At 50.4% G+C, this 17,631-nt stretch carries 17 protein-coding genes; 12 read left to right on the top strand and 5 right to left on the bottom strand.

Going from position 1 to position 17,631, the window contains the following annotated elements; all coding sequences use genetic code 11:
* Window positions 1-3: 3 nt before the first annotated feature.
* From B4C70_RS02475 to B4C70_RS02485, 3 genes are read right to left on the bottom strand one after another with little or no spacing between them, the layout of a single operon-like run.
* Window positions 4-534, bottom strand: a complete 531-nt coding sequence (locus B4C70_RS02475; protein ID WP_290771953.1) for a glycerol-3-phosphate acyltransferase — start codon at window positions 532-534, stop codon at window positions 4-6.
* Window positions 531-3,140: a DEAD/DEAH box helicase gene (locus tag B4C70_RS02480; RefSeq protein WP_290776838.1), complete on the bottom strand. Its 2,610-nt coding sequence runs from the start codon at window positions 3,138-3,140 to the stop codon at window positions 531-533. The genes B4C70_RS02475 and B4C70_RS02480 overlap by 4 nt, the downstream gene beginning before the upstream one ends.
* Before the next feature lie 30 nt (window positions 3,141-3,170).
* Complete coding sequence (locus tag B4C70_RS02485; RefSeq protein ID WP_290776839.1) at window positions 3,171-4,211, bottom strand: tyrosine-type recombinase/integrase; 1,041 nt, start codon at window positions 4,209-4,211, stop codon at window positions 3,171-3,173.
* A gap of 429 nt (window positions 4,212-4,640) precedes the next feature.
* Between B4C70_RS02485 and B4C70_RS02490 the strand changes: the two genes are divergently transcribed.
* From B4C70_RS02490 to B4C70_RS02530, 9 genes are all read left to right on the top strand, one after another.
* Window positions 4,641-5,042 carry a CoA-binding protein gene (locus B4C70_RS02490; RefSeq protein WP_023468336.1) on the top strand — a complete coding sequence of 134 codons (402 nt, stop codon included), beginning with the start codon at window positions 4,641-4,643 and terminating at the stop codon, window positions 5,040-5,042.
* 178 nt (window positions 5,043-5,220) lie between these two features.
* The gene (parE, locus tag B4C70_RS02495) at window positions 5,221-7,191 is read left to right on the top strand and encodes a DNA topoisomerase IV subunit B (RefSeq protein WP_035407952.1); all 1,971 of its coding nucleotides are present in this window, start codon (window positions 5,221-5,223) and stop codon (window positions 7,189-7,191) included.
* Entirely contained in the window at window positions 7,184-9,589 is a 2,406-nt protein-coding gene (gene parC / locus B4C70_RS02500) for a DNA topoisomerase IV subunit A (protein ID WP_290776840.1), read from the top strand. Before parE ends, parC begins: the two co-directional genes overlap by 8 nt.
* Before the next feature lie 297 nt (window positions 9,590-9,886).
* Complete coding sequence (locus B4C70_RS02505) at window positions 9,887-10,357, top strand: NUDIX domain-containing protein (RefSeq protein ID WP_230088538.1); 471 nt, start codon at window positions 9,887-9,889, stop codon at window positions 10,355-10,357.
* A 286-nt stretch (window positions 10,358-10,643) separates the two neighbouring features.
* Entirely contained in the window at window positions 10,644-11,291 is a 648-nt protein-coding gene (locus B4C70_RS02510) for a hypothetical protein (RefSeq protein WP_214723219.1), read from the top strand.
* Entirely contained in the window at window positions 11,288-12,082 is a 795-nt protein-coding gene (locus tag B4C70_RS02515) for a DUF3307 domain-containing protein (protein WP_290776841.1), read from the top strand. The genes B4C70_RS02510 and B4C70_RS02515 overlap by 4 nt, the downstream gene beginning before the upstream one ends.
* Window positions 12,083-12,110: 28 nt before the next feature.
* Complete coding sequence (locus B4C70_RS02520; protein WP_290776842.1) at window positions 12,111-12,680, top strand: histidine phosphatase family protein; 570 nt, start codon at window positions 12,111-12,113, stop codon at window positions 12,678-12,680.
* Window positions 12,677-13,537, top strand: a complete 861-nt coding sequence (locus B4C70_RS02525) for a ComEC/Rec2 family competence protein (RefSeq protein ID WP_414654415.1) — start codon at window positions 12,677-12,679, stop codon at window positions 13,535-13,537. Before B4C70_RS02520 ends, B4C70_RS02525 begins: the two co-directional genes overlap by 4 nt.
* A 21-nt stretch (window positions 13,538-13,558) precedes the next feature.
* Window positions 13,559-13,774, top strand: a complete 216-nt coding sequence (locus tag B4C70_RS02530) for a DUF3006 domain-containing protein (RefSeq protein ID WP_029341721.1) — start codon at window positions 13,559-13,561, stop codon at window positions 13,772-13,774.
* Window positions 13,775-13,807: 33 nt separating this feature from the next.
* Here B4C70_RS02530 and B4C70_RS02535 read toward each other — a convergent pair whose 3' ends face one another.
* Complete coding sequence (locus tag B4C70_RS02535; RefSeq protein ID WP_058703407.1) at window positions 13,808-14,035, bottom strand: hypothetical protein; 228 nt, start codon at window positions 14,033-14,035, stop codon at window positions 13,808-13,810.
* Window positions 14,036-14,257: 222 nt separating this feature from the next.
* Between B4C70_RS02535 and B4C70_RS02540 the strand changes: the two genes are divergently transcribed.
* Genes B4C70_RS02540 through B4C70_RS02550 form a run of 3 tightly spaced genes read left to right on the top strand, consistent with a single transcriptional unit; the run spans window position 14,258 to window position 17,186 of the window.
* Window positions 14,258-15,166 carry an AAA family ATPase gene (locus tag B4C70_RS02540; RefSeq protein ID WP_290776844.1) on the top strand — a complete coding sequence of 303 codons (909 nt, stop codon included), beginning with the start codon at window positions 14,258-14,260 and terminating at the stop codon, window positions 15,164-15,166.
* A gap of 2 nt (window positions 15,167-15,168) precedes the next feature.
* Window positions 15,169-16,215, top strand: coding sequence for a DUF58 domain-containing protein (locus tag B4C70_RS02545; protein WP_290776845.1), 1,047 nt, complete (start codon window positions 15,169-15,171; stop codon window positions 16,213-16,215).
* The gene (locus B4C70_RS02550) at window positions 16,212-17,186 is read left to right on the top strand and encodes a hypothetical protein (protein ID WP_290776846.1); all 975 of its coding nucleotides are present in this window, start codon (window positions 16,212-16,214) and stop codon (window positions 17,184-17,186) included. Before B4C70_RS02545 ends, B4C70_RS02550 begins: the two co-directional genes overlap by 4 nt.
* Here the strand turns inward: B4C70_RS02550 and B4C70_RS02555 are convergent.
* Window positions 17,116-17,544, bottom strand: a complete 429-nt coding sequence (locus B4C70_RS02555; protein ID WP_349678011.1) for a helix-turn-helix domain-containing protein — start codon at window positions 17,542-17,544, stop codon at window positions 17,116-17,118. The two genes, B4C70_RS02550 and B4C70_RS02555, sit on opposite strands and share 71 nt — an antisense overlap.
* Window positions 17,545-17,631: the final 87 nt, after the last annotated feature.

Raw genomic sequence — 17,631 nt, forward strand, 5'->3', positions numbered from 1 at the left:
TCCTTATGTAATGGCTGGCTTGTGGAGTGCATCATGAGCCCACAGGACAAGTAGACTTACGGCAACGGTACACAAGATATTGACTGACCCTGCGTCTAAGAAGACGGGTAGTAACGGAAGTAAAACGACCGGAATAAGCCCCGCTTTGACACTATCTTTCGTTACGAGATAAGACAAACCGAGTATGCCTAATCCGGCAAGATATGCCCATGGCGTGATAGCGAAGACGATTCCGGAAAATACAGCGTACCCTTTACCGCCGCGTCGTGGGTGAAACAACGGAAACAAGTGACCGATGAGCACGGCGAGGGCGACCGGATAAAACGTGTCAGTGATCTGCAACGCAAAGACTGTCTTCGCGGCATCAAACAGATAAACGAATAAAAAGGCCGGAAGCCCACCGGCACGATGGGCATTGCGGGCACCGATGTTTCCGGAACCGACCTGTGCCAAATCGGTACGACTAATGTACTTAAAGAGCGTACCACCTAAAATACTACCGATGAGATAACCAAGCAGGAGATCCAGGATCACCGTTGTTCCTCCTTTGTCGTTACGAGATGAACGAGTTCCTTGACGGTCAAAGCGTCACTGTCTGGAGCCGTCAGGACGGCATCGACCATTTTGGCTTTTCGATCTTGTAATTCCGTCATCTTCTCTTCGATCGTTCCACGTGTCAGCAATTTGATGACGGTCACGTCAGACTGTTGTCCAAGCCGATGGGCGCGATCGGCTGCCTGTTGTTCGACGGCCGGATTCCACCAGCTGTCAAAGAGGATGACGGTATCAGCGGAGGCGAGGTTGAGTCCCGTTCCGCCAGCTTTAAGCGAAATCAAGAAGAGATCGACTTCACCGTCATTGAACCGGTCGCATAACGCGACCCGGTCTTCGAGCGGTGTCTCACCCGTCAATAGGAAGTGGGGGAGGTGACGTTGCGCGAGATCCGAACGAATGCGCTCGAGCATTTGCGTATACTGTGAGAAGATCAAGATCCGTTTTCCGGCTGCTCGTTTTTCTGCAATCAGTGAGAGCAGACGCGTTCGTTTCGTTGCTTCCCCTGTGTACCCCTCGACGAATAATCCCGGATCGTTGCAAATTTGCCGCAACCGCGTTAAGCCCGCCAGTAACTTCAAACGATCTTCACGTTTCGTTTCGTCTAAATGCTGCAGCGTCTCGAGTTGCAATTTGGCGAGATACGACGCATATAACCGTTTTTGATTCGGTCCGAGCTCGACATAATGATGCTCGATCTGCTTCTTTGGTAAGTCCTGTAAGACATCTTTTTTCTCACGCCGTAATAAAAATGGTTGAATGAATTGTTGCATGTCATCAAACGACCATTTCTCAAACGTCGCTAAATCCGGCAGTAATTCCGGAAACAAGACATGGAAAATCGACCAGATATCGCGCGGTCGATTCTCAAGTGGAGTTCCCGTCAAGGCGAACCGGCGTTTTGCTTGCAGATGTCGCAGTTGACTGACCGTTTGTGACTGCGGATTCTTCAAGTGCTGTGCTTCATCAAAGAAAACGACGTCATATACAGGGTGGCGACGGACGTCGGTCCGAAGCGTCGTATAGGAGACGATCGTCACTGTGTTTTCAGCCAAGTACTCCAGTTCGGAAAGTCGGCTAGTTTGAGAACCCGTCACGACATGAACCGGTCGACCGGGTAAAAAGCGCTTCAGTTCCGCCTCCCAGTTGCGGAGCAGTGATGCTGGTGCGACGATCAGTGCACGACTATCCGAAATCGTTGCTATATAACCAATCGCTTGAATTGTCTTTCCAAGCCCCATCTCATCGGCCAAGATGCCGTGACATCCGTGCGCGTCCAAATTCTTCAGAAATTGAATGCCCGTCCGTTGATACGGATAGAGTTGTGACTCTAACGAATTCGGCAAGTCGAGCCGGAATCCTTGTCCGGATTTCAATTCGAACCATTTCTCGAGCAAATCAGCGTGAAGATGGAGGATGGAAGCGCCAATCAGATGCTTCATGTTCCGGACGGCAGGTAAGACGAGTCGTCCGTCGCGTAAGTCGCGTTCACTCGCTTCCATCTGGGCGAGAACCCGTTGCAACTGCTGAAAGGCCCGTGCCTCTAAAGATACGAACTGTCCGGATTTCAAGCGGTGATAGCGTTTTTGTAAGATGAGCGACTTCAGGACACGTTTCAGTTCGTCTTCCGGAATTCCGTCCATCGAAAAGTTGAACACAAGCCAGTCGAGGCGGTCTGTCACGTCGACTTCGATCCGCGGATGAAATGGTCCTTTTGGTAACGTCGTTCGGATGGCTTGCGTTGCAAATAACACCAGTTGACCGAGCGCAACCCGTTCGTCAAGCAGACTCCGCAAAAAAGCATACTGCGCGGCGTCACTGGTGATGACATAGTGCGAATTCGATGGTGTTGCTTGGAATTCACGTAAATAGCGTAAGACACTTTGCTCCGTTACTTGATCCCGTCCAACATAAATCGTCTCGTCGAGTGGATTCAGCTGAATCCCTTGATAATCAAACGACACGCGGACTTCAACTTTCTGAGCCGTTCGATCGAGATGGAGCTTAACGATCGGCGTACCGGAAACAATCCGTTCCTGTAAATCAGGACTGAACGAAACATCCGCAACCCGCTGCAAATACTCTGTCTGTCCAAGCAAACGATCGAAGTAGGGCAGGGACAGTTGATGCTGCTGTTTATCCGTCAATCGTTTGAGCGTCACGACGGGTCCAGTCAGTTCGAAATGAATCGCCACCCGACGATCAGGTGTGAGACTGCGTAAATAGTTGCGCGCGCCTGCGTCGTCGACTTGAATTGCCGTAAAAGGGCGGATTTGCGGCGAGAGCGGTGTTGGTGTGCCGTGTGCCTGCACATGATGCATCGCCAGCAAAACAGCGACGATGTGTCCACAAAATGACGTATCCATCGCAAGCGACGGACAGTTACAGCCAGCGTCGACGCCGTGCGCCTTGACGCGGACCGTCACCGTGAATCGTTCCTCACCGTCTACGCTCGCTTCAATTAGCTCGTCACCCATCCGGTAATTGTGTAACGTGACCTTTCGGGCAGCGACATACTTCTTTCCCCGTCGAAAGGCATAGGCATCAGACATCTGTTTGATTTTACGTTCACTGAGCCCGTAATTCATGAGATACCCCCTTTAGTTAACATAATATTATTATCGTTCACCATCAAATAAATCGACGGCGCGTTTTTTCTCCGAATCACCGATATGGGCATAGACCTGCGTTGTTGCGACGGATTCGTGACCGAGTAACTGCTGGATCGTCAGGACGTCGACCCCGCCGGTCGCAAGTCGTGTCGCAAACGTATGCCGTAGTTTATGTGGCGTAATTTTTTTGCGCTCTAAAAAGGGGAGGACTGGCTTCAGCCGTTCCGTGTGCCGCTGCAAAATATGCTGGACTGCCCGTGGGCTGAGTGGTTTCCCGTGTTTTTGGAAGACAGGTACGGCGCCGCTCGTTGGCATCTGATAATGGATCGCGTATTTGCGTAAGGCAATTCGTGCTGGTTTCGCAAGTGGAATCAATCGTTCTTTATTGCCTTTCCCGATGACGCGGAGCGTATTTTCGTGGAAATCGACATCGTTCCAAACGAGTTGCGTCATCTCACTTAAACGCATCCCGCTATAGCCAAGTAATTGGAATAACGTCACGTCGCGGACACGATCCCGTTCATAATGCGACGCTTCACGGGCATTCATCTCAACGTTTGACGGTAATAACTGAATCAATTCGTCCCATTCGCGTTTTGTCAGATAAACCGGTTCCCGTTTGGCTTGTTTCGGTCGATTGACTTTGGCGACCGGGTTTTCCGACAACTGACCGGTATCGACCAAATAACGAAACAGTGACTGTAACGCTGATAACTTCCGGTTGATGACGCTCGGTGCATTTTGTTTCGTTAAGGCAAGGTATTCGGCGTAGGCTTCGATTCCTGCTGCATCGATCTCGACAAATGCTTCAAGTGGAATATCTCGCGCTGTTACCTCTTCACCTGACGCCGCAGCGACGAATTGGAAGAACGCTTCATAGTCATAGACGTACCGACGCATCGTTGCTAATGAGAAATGTTTGGCTGCTAACTGATCTAAATAGGACTGAATGAAGCGTGGCATCCGCTCATAACCGGGAATCGCTGGTGCTGTAGCCGAAACGGTCGATTTATGTATTGTTTTTCCTAGGTTTTTAAATAAACTCATCCGACAATCACCCCTCTAGTAGTAGTATACCAAACGTTGATACGTCAGTCACTTATTTGCGTGAAATAGTTATTTCACGCAATGTTAAATTGTCAGACAGGGAGCGCTCAGTTGCATCGACAAGGTGATAGACGGGTCGTTGGTCAACTTGATGCACGTGAGAATTTAACTTATTTTTAGAGGTTTAAGGGTTGTGGAGTCTATTTAATAACAATAATAGTATTATGTCACCTAAATCACTAAAAAAGAATGAATAGTCAATTTCGCTCTCAGTTGCATCGAGAAGTCGTTCGACGGGTCATCGGTCGACTCATTTGATTTCAAGACGATTTCTGAAAAACGTCGAAAACGTGCTCGATTTCGCATACTTCATCTCGGTTCGGGTAAAGAGTGTTAGGTAAGAGTTATTTTCATAAGGGGGAGTTCTAGATGATTACCGATCAACAAGCACGTCAATATTTGAAGGATGCGAAACGCATTGCCGTCGTCGGCGTCTCGAGTGATTCCGGAAAGACAGCGAACTGGATTGCTGACTACTTAGTCCAGCATGGATACGAAGTCATTCCAGTCAATCCGACGTTAAACGAGTGGAACGGTCAAAAAGTCTATCCGAGCGTCGCAAGCATTCCAGGACACATCGATATCGTTGACGTTTTTCGTCGGTCTGAGTTTTTGGCGGATGTCGCGAAAGATGCTGTCGCTCACGGTGACGTCGGGATGATCTGGAATCAACTTGGTCTCTCAAGTGTCGAAGCAGAGAGCCTGGCGCTCGGCGCTGGCATTCCATATATTGAGAATCGTTGCATCAAAATCGAGCATCAATACCTGTAAGTCATCGCACGACTTTAGGCATCTTCACCCGTTCGTGAAGGTGTCTTTTTTCATGCCCATTACAGGTTATGCTTGTCAGGAAGCAAGAAGATGCCTACAATTAGAGACAGACTACTTGAAATAACGAACGAACGTTTGTAAAAACGACGTCGTAATTTCGAATTTTGAGGTGAATTGAATGGCGACAGACTTAAATAACTACAATGATGATGCCATACAGGTGCTCGAAGGACTCGAAGCAGTCCGGAAGCGCCCAGGTATGTATATCGGTTCTACCGATCACCGTGGACTTCACCATCTCGTCTACGAGATCGTCGATAACGCGATCGATGAAGCACTCGCAGGATTCGGGGAACAAATTGACGTTACGATTCATAAAGATAATGCAATCACCGTCCGTGACCATGGACGTGGGATGCCAACGGGGATGCATGCATCGGGAAAGCCGACTGCTGAAGTCATCTTCACGGTCCTTCACGCTGGCGGTAAGTTCGGTCAAGGTGGCTATAAGACGTCCGGTGGCTTACACGGCGTTGGGGCGTCGGTCGTTAACGCCTTATCAACGGATTTGAAAGTAACGATCTTCCGTGACGGGAAACAATATGAGCAAACGTTTGAAAACGGTGGGATTCCGAAGACGACGTTGCTTGAAACGGGTACGACGCGTCAAAAAGGAACGAGCGTTTACTTTAAACCAGATGGCTCGATCTTCAGTACGTTGACATACAACTACGATACGCTCGCGGAACGCTTACGCGAATCCGCTTTCTTGCTGAAAGGTCTGAAGATTACGCTGACGGACGAACGGTCCGATAAACAAGATATCTTCCAGTACCAAGACGGTGTCAGCGAATTCGTCCAGTACTTGAACGATGATAAAGATACGCTTCATCCGACGGTCGCGTTCGAAGGAACGGAAAACGAGATCGAAGTCGATATCGCCTTCCAGTTCACGGATGCGTACTCGGAAAACGTCCTGTCGTTCGTCAACAACGTCCGGACACGCGACGGTGGAACACACGAAGTCGGTGCGAAGACAGCGATGACACGGGTTATGAATGAATATGCCCGAAAGAACACGCTCTTGAAGGAAAAGGATAAGAACCTTGACGGAAATGATATCCGCGAAGGCTTGACGATGATCGTCTCGATCCGAATTCCGGAAGAGTTCCTCCAGTTCGAAGGACAAACGAAGTCGAAACTCGGTTCACCGGAAGCGCGGACGAGCTGTGATGCTGTCATCAGCCGTCGTCTCTCGACGTACTTGGAAGAGAACCCGCAAACGGCGACGCTGTTGATCAAAAAAGCAATTCGCGCTGCGCAAGCCCGGGAAGCGGCACGGAAAGCGCGCGAAGAAGCACGAAACGGGAAAAAGAAAAAACGTTCGAGCATCTTGAACGGAAAACTAACACCTGCGGCTTCGAAAAACGCGGACAAGAATGAATTGTTCCTCGTCGAGGGTGATTCTGCCGGTGGTTCTGCCAAACAAGGACGAAACCGGACGTTCCAAGCAATCCTTCCACTTCGTGGGAAGGTCTTGAATACGGAAAAAGCGAAACTTGCCGATATCATGAAGAATGAAGAGATCAACACGATCATTCACGCGATTGGTGGCGGTGTCGGAGCCGATTTTGACTTGTCGGATTGTAATTTCGACAAAGTCATCATCATGACGGATGCCGATACCGATGGCGCACATATCCAAGTCTTGCTATTGACGTTCTTCTTCCGCTACATGCGCCCGTTGATCGACGCTGGGAAGGTCTTCGTTGCCTTACCACCGCTCTATCGTGTCTCCAAAGGGAAAGGCAAATCGGAGAAATTTGAATACGTCTGGGACGAAGAGACGCTCAAGAAAACGACGAAGAAGTTCGGTAAAGGTTATATGATCCAGCGTTACAAAGGACTTGGGGAGATGAATGCACCACAGCTCTGGGAAACGACGATGGATCCTGAGACACGGACGTTGATTCGGGTCACGATCGACGATGCTGCTGTTGCTGAAAAACGCGTCTCTGTCCTCATGGGCGATAACGTCGGGCACCGCCGAACGTGGATCGAGGACAATGTCGCCTTCGGTCTCGCGGAAGACCTCTCGATCATCGAGAATGAGCACGTGACGAAAGAGAGTGTGAACGAACATGTCTAATCTACAAAACATCCTGAACCTGTCGCTCGAGCAAGTCGTCGGCGACCGGTTTGGTCGTTATTCGAAATATATCATCCAAGATCGTGCCTTACCGGATGCCCGGGATGGTCTGAAACCGGTTCAACGCCGAATCTTGTATGCGATGCATACGGAAGGTAACCTGTTCGACCGGGCCTACCGGAAATCGGCGAAGACGGTCGGTGTCGTCATCGGTAACTATCACCCGCACGGTGATTCATCGGTCTATGAAGCAATGGTCCGCTTGAGCCAAGAGTGGAAACTACGCTATCCGTTGATTGATATGCAAGGGAACAACGGATCAATCGACGGCGATAGCGCGGCAGCGATGCGGTATACGGAAGCCCGTCTGTCGAAAGTCTCAAGCCTCATTCTCGACGGGATCAATAAACAGACCGTCGATTACACGCTCAACTTCGATGATACGACGGAAGAACCGCTCGTCTTACCGTCACTCCTGCCAAACTTGCTGATGAACGGTTCGACGGGAATTTCCGCCGGTTACGCAACCGAGATTCCACCGCACCACGCGGGAGAAGTCCTCGATGCTGCAATCGGTCGGATCTCCGGGACAGTCCAGAACGTCGATGATCTATTGACGCACATGCAAGGTCCGGATTTCCCGACTGGTGGTGTTGTCCAAGGGCTTGACGGCATCAAGAAGGCGTTCGAGACAGGACGCGGGAAAGTCATCATCCGCTCGCGCTCAACGATTGAGACACTGCGGGGCGGTCGTCAGCAAATCGTCATCACGGAGCTCCCGTATGAGGTCAATAAAGCGAATCTCGTCAAACGGATGGAAGAACTCCGTCTCGACAAAAAGGTTGAAGGGGTTGCGGAAGTTCGTGATGAGACCGACCGCGACGGCTTACGCGTCGTCATCGAGTTGAAGAAGGAAGCGGACGCAGAAGGTGTCTTACACTTCTACCTCAAACAGACTGACTTACAAATTGCCTATAACTACAACATGGTCGCGATCCATGAACGGACACCGCGGCAAATGGGCGTCTTGACACTACTTGATGCGTATCTTGCACACGTCAAGGAAGTCGTCATCCGCCGGACAGCGTTTGATCTCGAACAAGCGAAACGCCGTCAGGAAGTCGTTTCTGCCTTGATGACAGCAATTTCTGTCCTCGATGAGACGCTTGCTTTGATCCGTTCTGCGTCGAACAAAGCGGACGCAAAGGAGAAGCTGATCGCGCGCTTCAACTTCACGGATCGCCAAGCGGAAGCTGTCGTCATGCTCCAACTTTACCGGTTAACGAATACCGATATCGTCGAGTTGCAGGAAGAAGCAGCGAAACTCGAGAAGGAAATCGCTCGTCTTGAGAAGATCCTTAACGATGAAAAGACACGGAATCGTCTCATCATCAAGGAATTGACAGTCTTGAAGGAACAAGTCGCAGACAAACGTCGCTCGACGATCGAAGCGGAAGTTGAAGAACTGAAGCTGAAGACGGAAGTCATGATCGCTGTCGAAGAAACGATGGTCTTCCTGTCGAAAAACGGGTACGTCAAACGCTCGTCGCTCCGTTCATTCGGTGCTTCGAACGACTTACCGGATTTGAAGGAAAAGGATCGTCCGTTGCTCCAAGGGCAAGCGATGACGACGGATCACTTGATCGTCTGGACCGTTCGCGGGAATTACTTGCTGATTCCGGTCCATCAATTGCCGGATACGAAATGGAAAGATGGCGGTCAACACGTCGCGAACCTCGTTCCACTCGAACCGGGTGACCGGGTTCTCTCAGCGGATCTCGTTCGTTCGTTCGACGAAGCACAGCATTGCTTGTTCGTGACTCGTCAAGGGATGGTCAAACGCTCGAAACTGAGTGACTACAACGCCCAGCGGAAGTCAAAACCACTTCAAGGTGTCCGTTTGAAGGCAGACGACGAAGTTTTGTATGCTCAGGTCTCAACAGGTCAAACGGAACTGTTCCTTGCGACACAGAACGGTTTCGGTCTCTGGTTCACGGAAGACGACGTTCCTGTCGTCGGTGTTCGGGCTGCCGGTGTTAAAGCGATCAACCTGAAGGATCAAGATGTTGTCGCGGGTGCAATTGGCTTCAAGGAAGCACCACAGATCGTTCTCTTGACGCAACGGGGTGCCTTGAAGAAGATGCGCCTCGCGGATCAGTTCCAAGTCTCGAGCCGTGCGCTCCGTGGCTTACAGTTGCTCCGTGATTTGAAATCGAAACCACACCAAGTCGCAGCATTGATCGACGTCACACAAGCGAAAGAATTGGTCCTCAGCGGAAAAGAGCAAGAGAAAACGATCCAAATCGGTTCGTTATCGTTCCTCGACCGCTTATCGAACGGTTCATTTGCCTACGATGAAGAGAAATTCGGTCCCTTACTCGACTGGTATACACGATAAGATGAGGCTCCTCCGGATAACGGGGGAGCTTTTTTAGATTTAGCAGGGCAGGAGAGGGAATTTTGAGACGAATGCTCGGAATTTTGAGATTTATCGCTAGAAATATCGTTTACAAATTGAAACACTGACCAATAACAGCTACAATAGAAGAAATAGTTAGGTCACGATTCGTCACGAACAAGCGTCGGGTCACGCGTCTCCGCAGCTTTGCTTATAGCGTCAATTGATCAAGCAGCTACGGGACCGTCCCTTTAGCTGCTTGTTGTGCAATCTGCCGACCTTGGAGAGGTGATGAAGATGAAATTCAGACGTCGCGAAAAAGTAGCAATCTATATCACTCGGGAAAAACCTAACGGATGGGAACTACTTGTTTTTCATCCACAATCGGCTCCTGAGAGTGATTGGCAGATTCCTGCAGGTACGATCGAAGATGCTGAAATCGCAAAAGAAGCGGCTGTCCGCGAGACGCTTGAGGAAAGTGGTCTCTCGTTAGCATCCGTCCAGTACATCGGCGAAGAAGAGATGCGTTATCCGGAGCGAATGCGGGTGCATTACACGTATTTCTATCATGCGCACATTGAATGCCAAGAGAACCGCTGGACGCATTGTGTTGCTGGTGACGGTCAGGATTGCGGTGATTTCTTTGATTTCGCGTGGTTGCCGCTTGAACGGATCACGCAACTCGAACGCCGCCATCATATATTCTTGGATCGTTTGATTCATCGATTGGAACGGACACGTCCGTATGATTGTCGAAAACACGGTTAATCCCGTGTTTTTTTGTTTCGTCTCACTATCTTAAGTTTACCTTGATTATGAGACGAATTCTTATAACTATTGATAATATATGTTATGTTAACTTGAATAAAAAAATGATTTTTTAGTCAGATTCATCCATCCCCCCTGTCGTGTAAAAATCGGTCTATCGTCCTGTTGGTCTTCTTCTTCATTCTTTGTTACTCTAATAACAGTAACACCGCGAATGTTACCTTTTTAACGGTAACAAATCAAATGTTTCCATGATTGTGGCAACAAATGAACAGGAGGAATCGTCATGCAAGCTGTTGCCTTGTCGTTTGATGTCAAAGGCTCCCGCGATTATCCGAGCAAAGAAGCATTACTTCAAGCGCTCCGAGAACTCGCGAACGATCTAAATACGGCATTTCCAACGAGTATCGTTCCGTTCCAAATCAAATCCGGTGATAGCTTACTAGCGGTATTTGCGGATTATCCGGTTAGTTATCCGGTCATGCTGCACTTATTGAATCAAGAATTGCCAGGTTACATCGGGATCGGATTTGGTCAATATGAGACGATTTCAACGACCCAAGCCGAAGAAGCCAATGGCAGTGCGATCATTCATGCCTTTGAAGCACAGGAATTGGCGAAGACGCTTCCGTCACGGATTGCGTTTGCTGGACCGCCCTACTTACCGACCGCCCTGCTGAATGGCTATCTCGAGATGCTTTATCCGGCGTATTTCGGGAAGACGGACCGTCAGATTGAACTGCACCGGTTGATGGATCAATATCCAGATGATACGTATGAAGAGATCGGTCTGAAGATGGGCTTTAAAGAACAAGATGCCCGCGCGAATGTCGCAAAACTCGTTTCCCGCTCGCAGCGTAAGCAACGGAAGCGTCTTGAAGCTGCCTTGACACAGGCACTGGAGCAATTCCAAGTCTGGGAGGCGATTCGGTGACCATCTTACTTAGCCTTATACTTGTCCACCTACTTGCTGATTTTCCATTACAGACGAGACGGATGGCGCTACTGAAACACCGACACCAACGGATCTTATTCCAACATATTGCCGTTCATGCGGCTCTGATGCTACTTGTCCTTGCGTTCTTCGGCATCCGAGGGAGATTAACCATCGACATCGCCGGATGGCTTGGAGGAAGTATTCTCGTGTTTCACGCCCTACTCGATGCCTCCCCGCTCAAACGTCGCGTCAAGCAAGCGGCGGCGTACTGGATCGATCAAGCGTTACATATCGCTGCTATCATCGCTTTGACATGGATATTCATCCCGATCGATTGGTCGTTGTCGTTCTCACGACCCGAGCAGGTCCTCTGGATTCTATGCTTTAGTTTAGTGACAACGGAGTTACTCGGCCACGGGATTGCCTTAATGCTCGCACCATTTGCTCCGCGCTTGATCGAAGCGCATTTCGAGCGAAAAGTGACACGTAAGGAGCAATTAGACGGCGTTTCGCGGACCGTCACACATGAAGTCGAAGATTCTGCGCGCAGTTATACGACGGAATTAAACGGAATCGGGCGTTATATCGGTCTCGTCGAACGGGCGATCATTACCTTGCTCGTCGTCACGAACGCAACCGGAGCCATCGGGTTCATCATTGCTTTGAAGGCACTGGCCCGTTTTAAACAGTTTGAAGATCGCCGCTTTGCGGAATATTACATCATCGGGAGCTTGCTCAGTATCTTAGGTGCGATTTTATGTGGACTCGCGATTCGCGTCGCACTCTAAACGATGAATGAAAGTGAGGGAGACGGTCTTGACCGTCGCACGAAGTATGAAACAAATTGGATTAGTGAGACATCACCGGGTGACGGAAGGATACCCGACGAAAGGCTGGATCAGTGCCAGCGATATTGAAAAATGGATTGAACGGTATGATACGTCAGACATCGATATTCAACCGGTCGAGCTCGGTCAGATCGACTGGACAGTCTGTTATGCCAGTAGCATGCCACGCGCCGTCCAGACGGCGAAGAGTGTCTACGATAAAGAGATCATCGTGACGGATCTACTACGGGAAGTACCGTTTCCGACGATTCAGTCGAATCTACGGTTACCGTTTCTTGGCTGGGCGGTCCTCGGTCGACTCGCAGCCCCGTTCAGCAAACGGATTCAGGCGGAGATCAAGGAAGCGAACGAACGGATTGAGGTCCTATTGAATCAATTGATGTTCGAGGACGATGAACGAGTATTGCTCGTCGGTCACGGCGGCATGATGATTTTGATGCGGGCTGCCTTGAAACGGCGCGGTTACCGCGGACCGCGGTTCGGTCATCCGCGTAACGGCATGCTCTATCTGTTCGAGAGAGAGGAACCGACATGTTGAAGTGGGGATCAACGATTCTGTTAGCACTCTGCCTGATTGTCATCTTCTACACGACCCGGGATGAAGAGCCCCCTGCCCCAACCGCGGGACAAATGGAGGTATATGGTTTTGACGTCGGTCAAGGGGATAGCACGTTCATCCGGACGAAGGAAGACGCGATCTTGATTGACGGTGGGAATAACGGCAAAGGCGAAGATGTCGTCCGCTACCTGCAAGAATTGGGTGTCAAACGCTTAACAGCAGTCATCGCGACACATCCGGACGCCGATCATATCGGTGGACTTGATACCGTCCTCGATGCCTTTCCAGTCGATAGCGTCTATGCCCCGCGTGTCACGCATACGACAGAGACATACCGCGATTTCCTCCTTGCCGTCAAGCGCGAAGGGGTGACGATCAAGTCGGTTAAGGCAGGTCTTGAGATACCGAGTGAAGCCGCACGCTTTACGTTCCTTGCGCCCCTAACGGACGGAACGCAGGATCTCAACAGTTGGAGTGCCGTTCTGCGGGTCGAACATGGACAGGATCGGTTCCTCTTCATGGGTGACGCTCCGATCCGGACGGAACGACAATTGCTCGAGTCAGATGTCGATCTTAGCACCGATGTCTTGAAGCTTGGGCATCACGGAGCAGACACATCGTCCTCCCTGGCCTTCCTAAAAGCCGTTGATCCGAAGCGAGCGTTGATCTCAGCCGGGAAGGACAATGCCTATCGTCACCCACGCCCCTCCGTCTTACAGGAGCTAAAGACAGAACGGATTACGATTGACCGGACCGATCAAAGTGGAACGATCCAGTATATCTCGACCGGTGACGGCATCAAGGAATCGAACCGGACCGATTTACGGCCGAAATAACGAGACGTGGAGGTGCATCAGATGCGATTGACCCTAGCTGATTTTGAAGACGATCTAGCGATTTGCGAGACCGACGACCGCGAGACGATCACATTACCGAAAAGTCGTTTGCCGCGCCAGGCGACGATTGGCGACCGACTCGACTGGACCGGGCGCTCGATTCGGATCTTACGCGATGAGACGAACGCACGTAAAAAAGAGATCTCCGAGTTGATGGATGATCTCTTTGAAGAATGATGAGACTCCCTCGGAATGCTGAGGGAGTCTTTTTTAACCGAGTAGACTGATGACGAGTCCAGCGAGGATGCCTGCTGTGAATAAGGAACCGAGCGTATACGTCAGCAAACGTAATCCGAATGGGAGCCGACGAATCGCGGCAAAGGCTCGGCGATTCGGAGGTCCTCCAGCAACAATCCGTTGATACTCGTCAATAGGACTGTGAGCAACATCCTGTTGCTGGTTTAGAGTAGAGTTCGATTCGGTCGTGTGTGGTTTCATCTGTCCATCCTCCCTATTCCAATGACTATATCCTTCTATTCGCTAAGTGACTTCATAATCCTGTTTCAATTTTTTTAATATTTTACGAAAATTTTGGATGAAAATGGTAGTATAAAAGATAGACGTATTTCTTTATGCGTGATTCCTGGAAAATCACTAGCAGTTTTTTCTGAATTTTCGTACACTTTAGAAATACGATGCATCTTAAAGGGGGAATCATCTATGTTTCAAACGTTACGTACATCACTCAAACAATCTGTCCTTGGTCAGGACGATGTGATTGATCATTTATTGATGGGCTTACTCGCAGAAGGTCATGTGTTGCTCGAAGACCGCCCGGGGACCGGTAAGACGACATTAGCAAAAGCACTGGCGCAGACACTCGAAGCGAAGTTCTCACGTGTTCAATGTACAGCGGATACGTTACCGACCGACCTACTTGGGATGGAGCTGTTCAACCCGCTGACAGGATCGTTTGAACAACGGTTTGGTCCGCTGTTCGCGAACATCGTCCTCGTCGATGAAATCAACCGGACGACTCCACGGACACAGTCAGCATTGCTCGAGGCAATGGCGGAAGGGCAAGTGACGATCGGGGATACATCTTATACGTTACCGCAACACTTTCTTGTCATCGCGACACAAAATCCGTTCGATGGACACGGTACATTCCCATTACCGCATGCCCAACTCGACCGTTTCTTGTTCAAGTTATCGTTCGCTCCGCTGACACGTCAAGCGGAAAAAGCATTATTACGCGGGGTGCACTTAACAGCAGCCGAACTACAGATTCCGCTCGAACAACTCAATGACTGGAAAGAGGAAGTCGTTGCCGTCTCGATCGAGGATAGCGTCGAAAACTACTTACTCGATGTCTGTGACGCACTCCGCGCCCATCGTGACGTTGAGATCGGACCGAGTCCACGAGCGACGCTCGCACTCTTAAAAGCAGCAAAAGCACGGGCCTGGATGCAGGAGCGGACGTACGTCACACCAGAGGACGTCAAGCACTTGGCGACGCCATTGCTTGCCCACCGTCTCGTCTTGACGCTCGAAGCGACGCTGAAGCTATCGAACGAACGTCTCGTCGAGCAAGTCCTCGATTCACTCACTGTTCCGACTGAGGTGTAATCATGCAATTGATCATACCAAAAGGCTTTAACCTCATCATTCTTACGATGACAGGTGCAAGCGGCGTCATCGTGGGACTCTATGGTCCTGTCTGGATTGCGGCTTTATTACTCGCCTATACATTATATGGCTGGGTGATGCCGTATTATCTCGAATACGTTGCGAAGCGGATTCGCGTCCGCCTCCTTGAGACGGTTCGCGCTTTTCGAGAGGAAACGATCCAGATACCGTTCGAATTGTCGAACCCAACGAAGTTACCACTCGGTCGCATCACGATTTCTGGCTTGCTCGGGGATCAGATCAAGCTTCCTGATGCGAGTAGTCAATTTTGGCGTCAACACTTATATGTCAGCAAACAGACGATTGTGCCGTTTTCAATCGATGTCATTGCCGCTCACCGAGGAACGATTCGGATTCAGTCGTTTGACGTCATGATCTTGGATCCGTTTCATTTGATCACAATCTATGTGACGCTTGATATCCAAGAGCTGGGTCACGTCTTCCCTGACTTTGCACCAGCGTCAGTCGAGTGGAATGAGCGGATGATTCCCGGTGAGACGATTGATCGCTCGAGTCCGTTCACCGATCGCTCGAGTTTCCACTCCGTCGTCCCCTACTCCGGAGATGCGAAGTCGATCTACTGGTCCGCTTATGCGAAGACGAATGAGCTGTACTCGTATCAATATGATCGGAAACGTAACCATGATTATGCCGTCATCGTCGATGGCTTGTCCGCAGACGGACTCGCCCTCCGCTCGGACTTCGAGAAACTATTATCGCGTGCCGCGACGATCATCCGTGAACTCGAGAAACAAGGGGCTTCCTACAGCCTCTGGATTTCGATGGTCAACCGATCCGGTCAGTGGTACCATGTTCCGTCTGGTATGGGAAAACATCAATTCCTACGGACGATGGAATGCCTTGCCCGGATTTCCGAATACGATCTACCGCTCGAGCGACGGTACTTCACGAAGCGATTGCAACGTAGTGTGCCGTCGACGACGGCGGAGATTCATCTCGGTCACCGGCAGAAAGGAGTGAGCGCATGATTCTCTGGTGGATATTCCTTGCGAGTCTGTTACCGGTTCCGTTCTATCTCGCGATCGCTCTTCCGGTACTCGCTTTCGTACCACATCGTTCGCTTCGAATCGGATTACAGTTACTCGTAGCGGGGTCCTTGTTTTTCCTCTCTCCCGTAGCTAGCGTCTTAGCCCTTGTCTTCGTCGCCTGGACCGCGTTTCTTGATACGGTCGATTCGCCGTGGCGATACGCTACGAGTGCGATGGTCATCGGCGTCGTGATGGTATTGTTCCCGGGAGTGACACCACCAATTGGCGCATTTTTAATTTTGGTCTTCGTCATTGCGTATCCATTCGTCGTCACCTACATGACAGAATGGCGGCGTATCTTCCCGACGATCGCGCTGGTCCTCAGCGCGGGGCTGATCATCGCTGTTGTCTTCCGTCTCACGAAAGAAGCGCTCGTCGGATCCGTCATGAGTGCGATTCGTCCGCTATTTGAAGCATTCGGTTCATTGTTCCTTTGGACGGAACCACTTGGTCAGGAAGCGGACACGATGACGAACCGGGCAATGGGGCTAGAGAATATCAAAGGTGTTCAAGACGTGGAGCAAGCTGCCGTCCAGGCAGGAACACCGGATTGGATTTGGATCGCAACGACGCTTCTGACGGTGATCTTAGTTGCGGTTACGCTTTATGTCATCCGGAAGCGAAAAGTCATAGCGATCGAAAAAGAACAAACCGTCAAGCACTCCAAACAAGTACGGGCGCATGCGCCAAAGCGGCATAGTCATCATCCGCTTCTGAAGATTGCCTCTCAACTCGAGCAAGCCTTCCCAAGACGTCATGAAGAGACGACGCTTGAATGGCTGACACGGATCGAGTTCCCAGATGCGTCACCAAACGCTCGACTGATTGACGGGATTGAGTTCAGTCCAAGTGAACCGGCCTACGACATTCAGACGTTCCGCCGTCAAGTACGAGAACAAATCGAACGTTAACGAAAAGCCCCTGCTCATGGAGCAGGGGCTTCCTCGTCGCGCATAATTGGTTGCGTGGTGTCGTCGCGAGTCCCCAGTCGCAGATCGCATCGAGTAGTGGAATCAAGGACGTACCTTTCGCACTTAACGCATACTCAACACGAGGTGGGATTTCCGGGTAGACGGTCCGCGTAATCAAGCCATCTTGTTCGAGTTGCTTCAGCTGCTGTGTCAGCGTCTTCGGTGAGACGTCCTGGATATAACGCTCCAGTGTATTAAAACGTACCGCGCCTTCCTCATGCAGCTCGTACAAGATCATCACTTTCCACTTGCCTTGAATCTGACGCATCGTCGCATCGAACTCATTTATATACGGCATACCGTTCCCTCCCTTACCAAAAGGTAACCGACTGACCTAAAAGTGCGTACTTCTCGGATTGGTTTCCCTCTGTTATCTTCAATTTAT

The organism is Exiguobacterium sp. UBA5002, assembly GCF_002396765.1.
GTDB lineage: Bacteria > Bacillota > Bacilli > Exiguobacteriales > Exiguobacteriaceae > Exiguobacterium_A.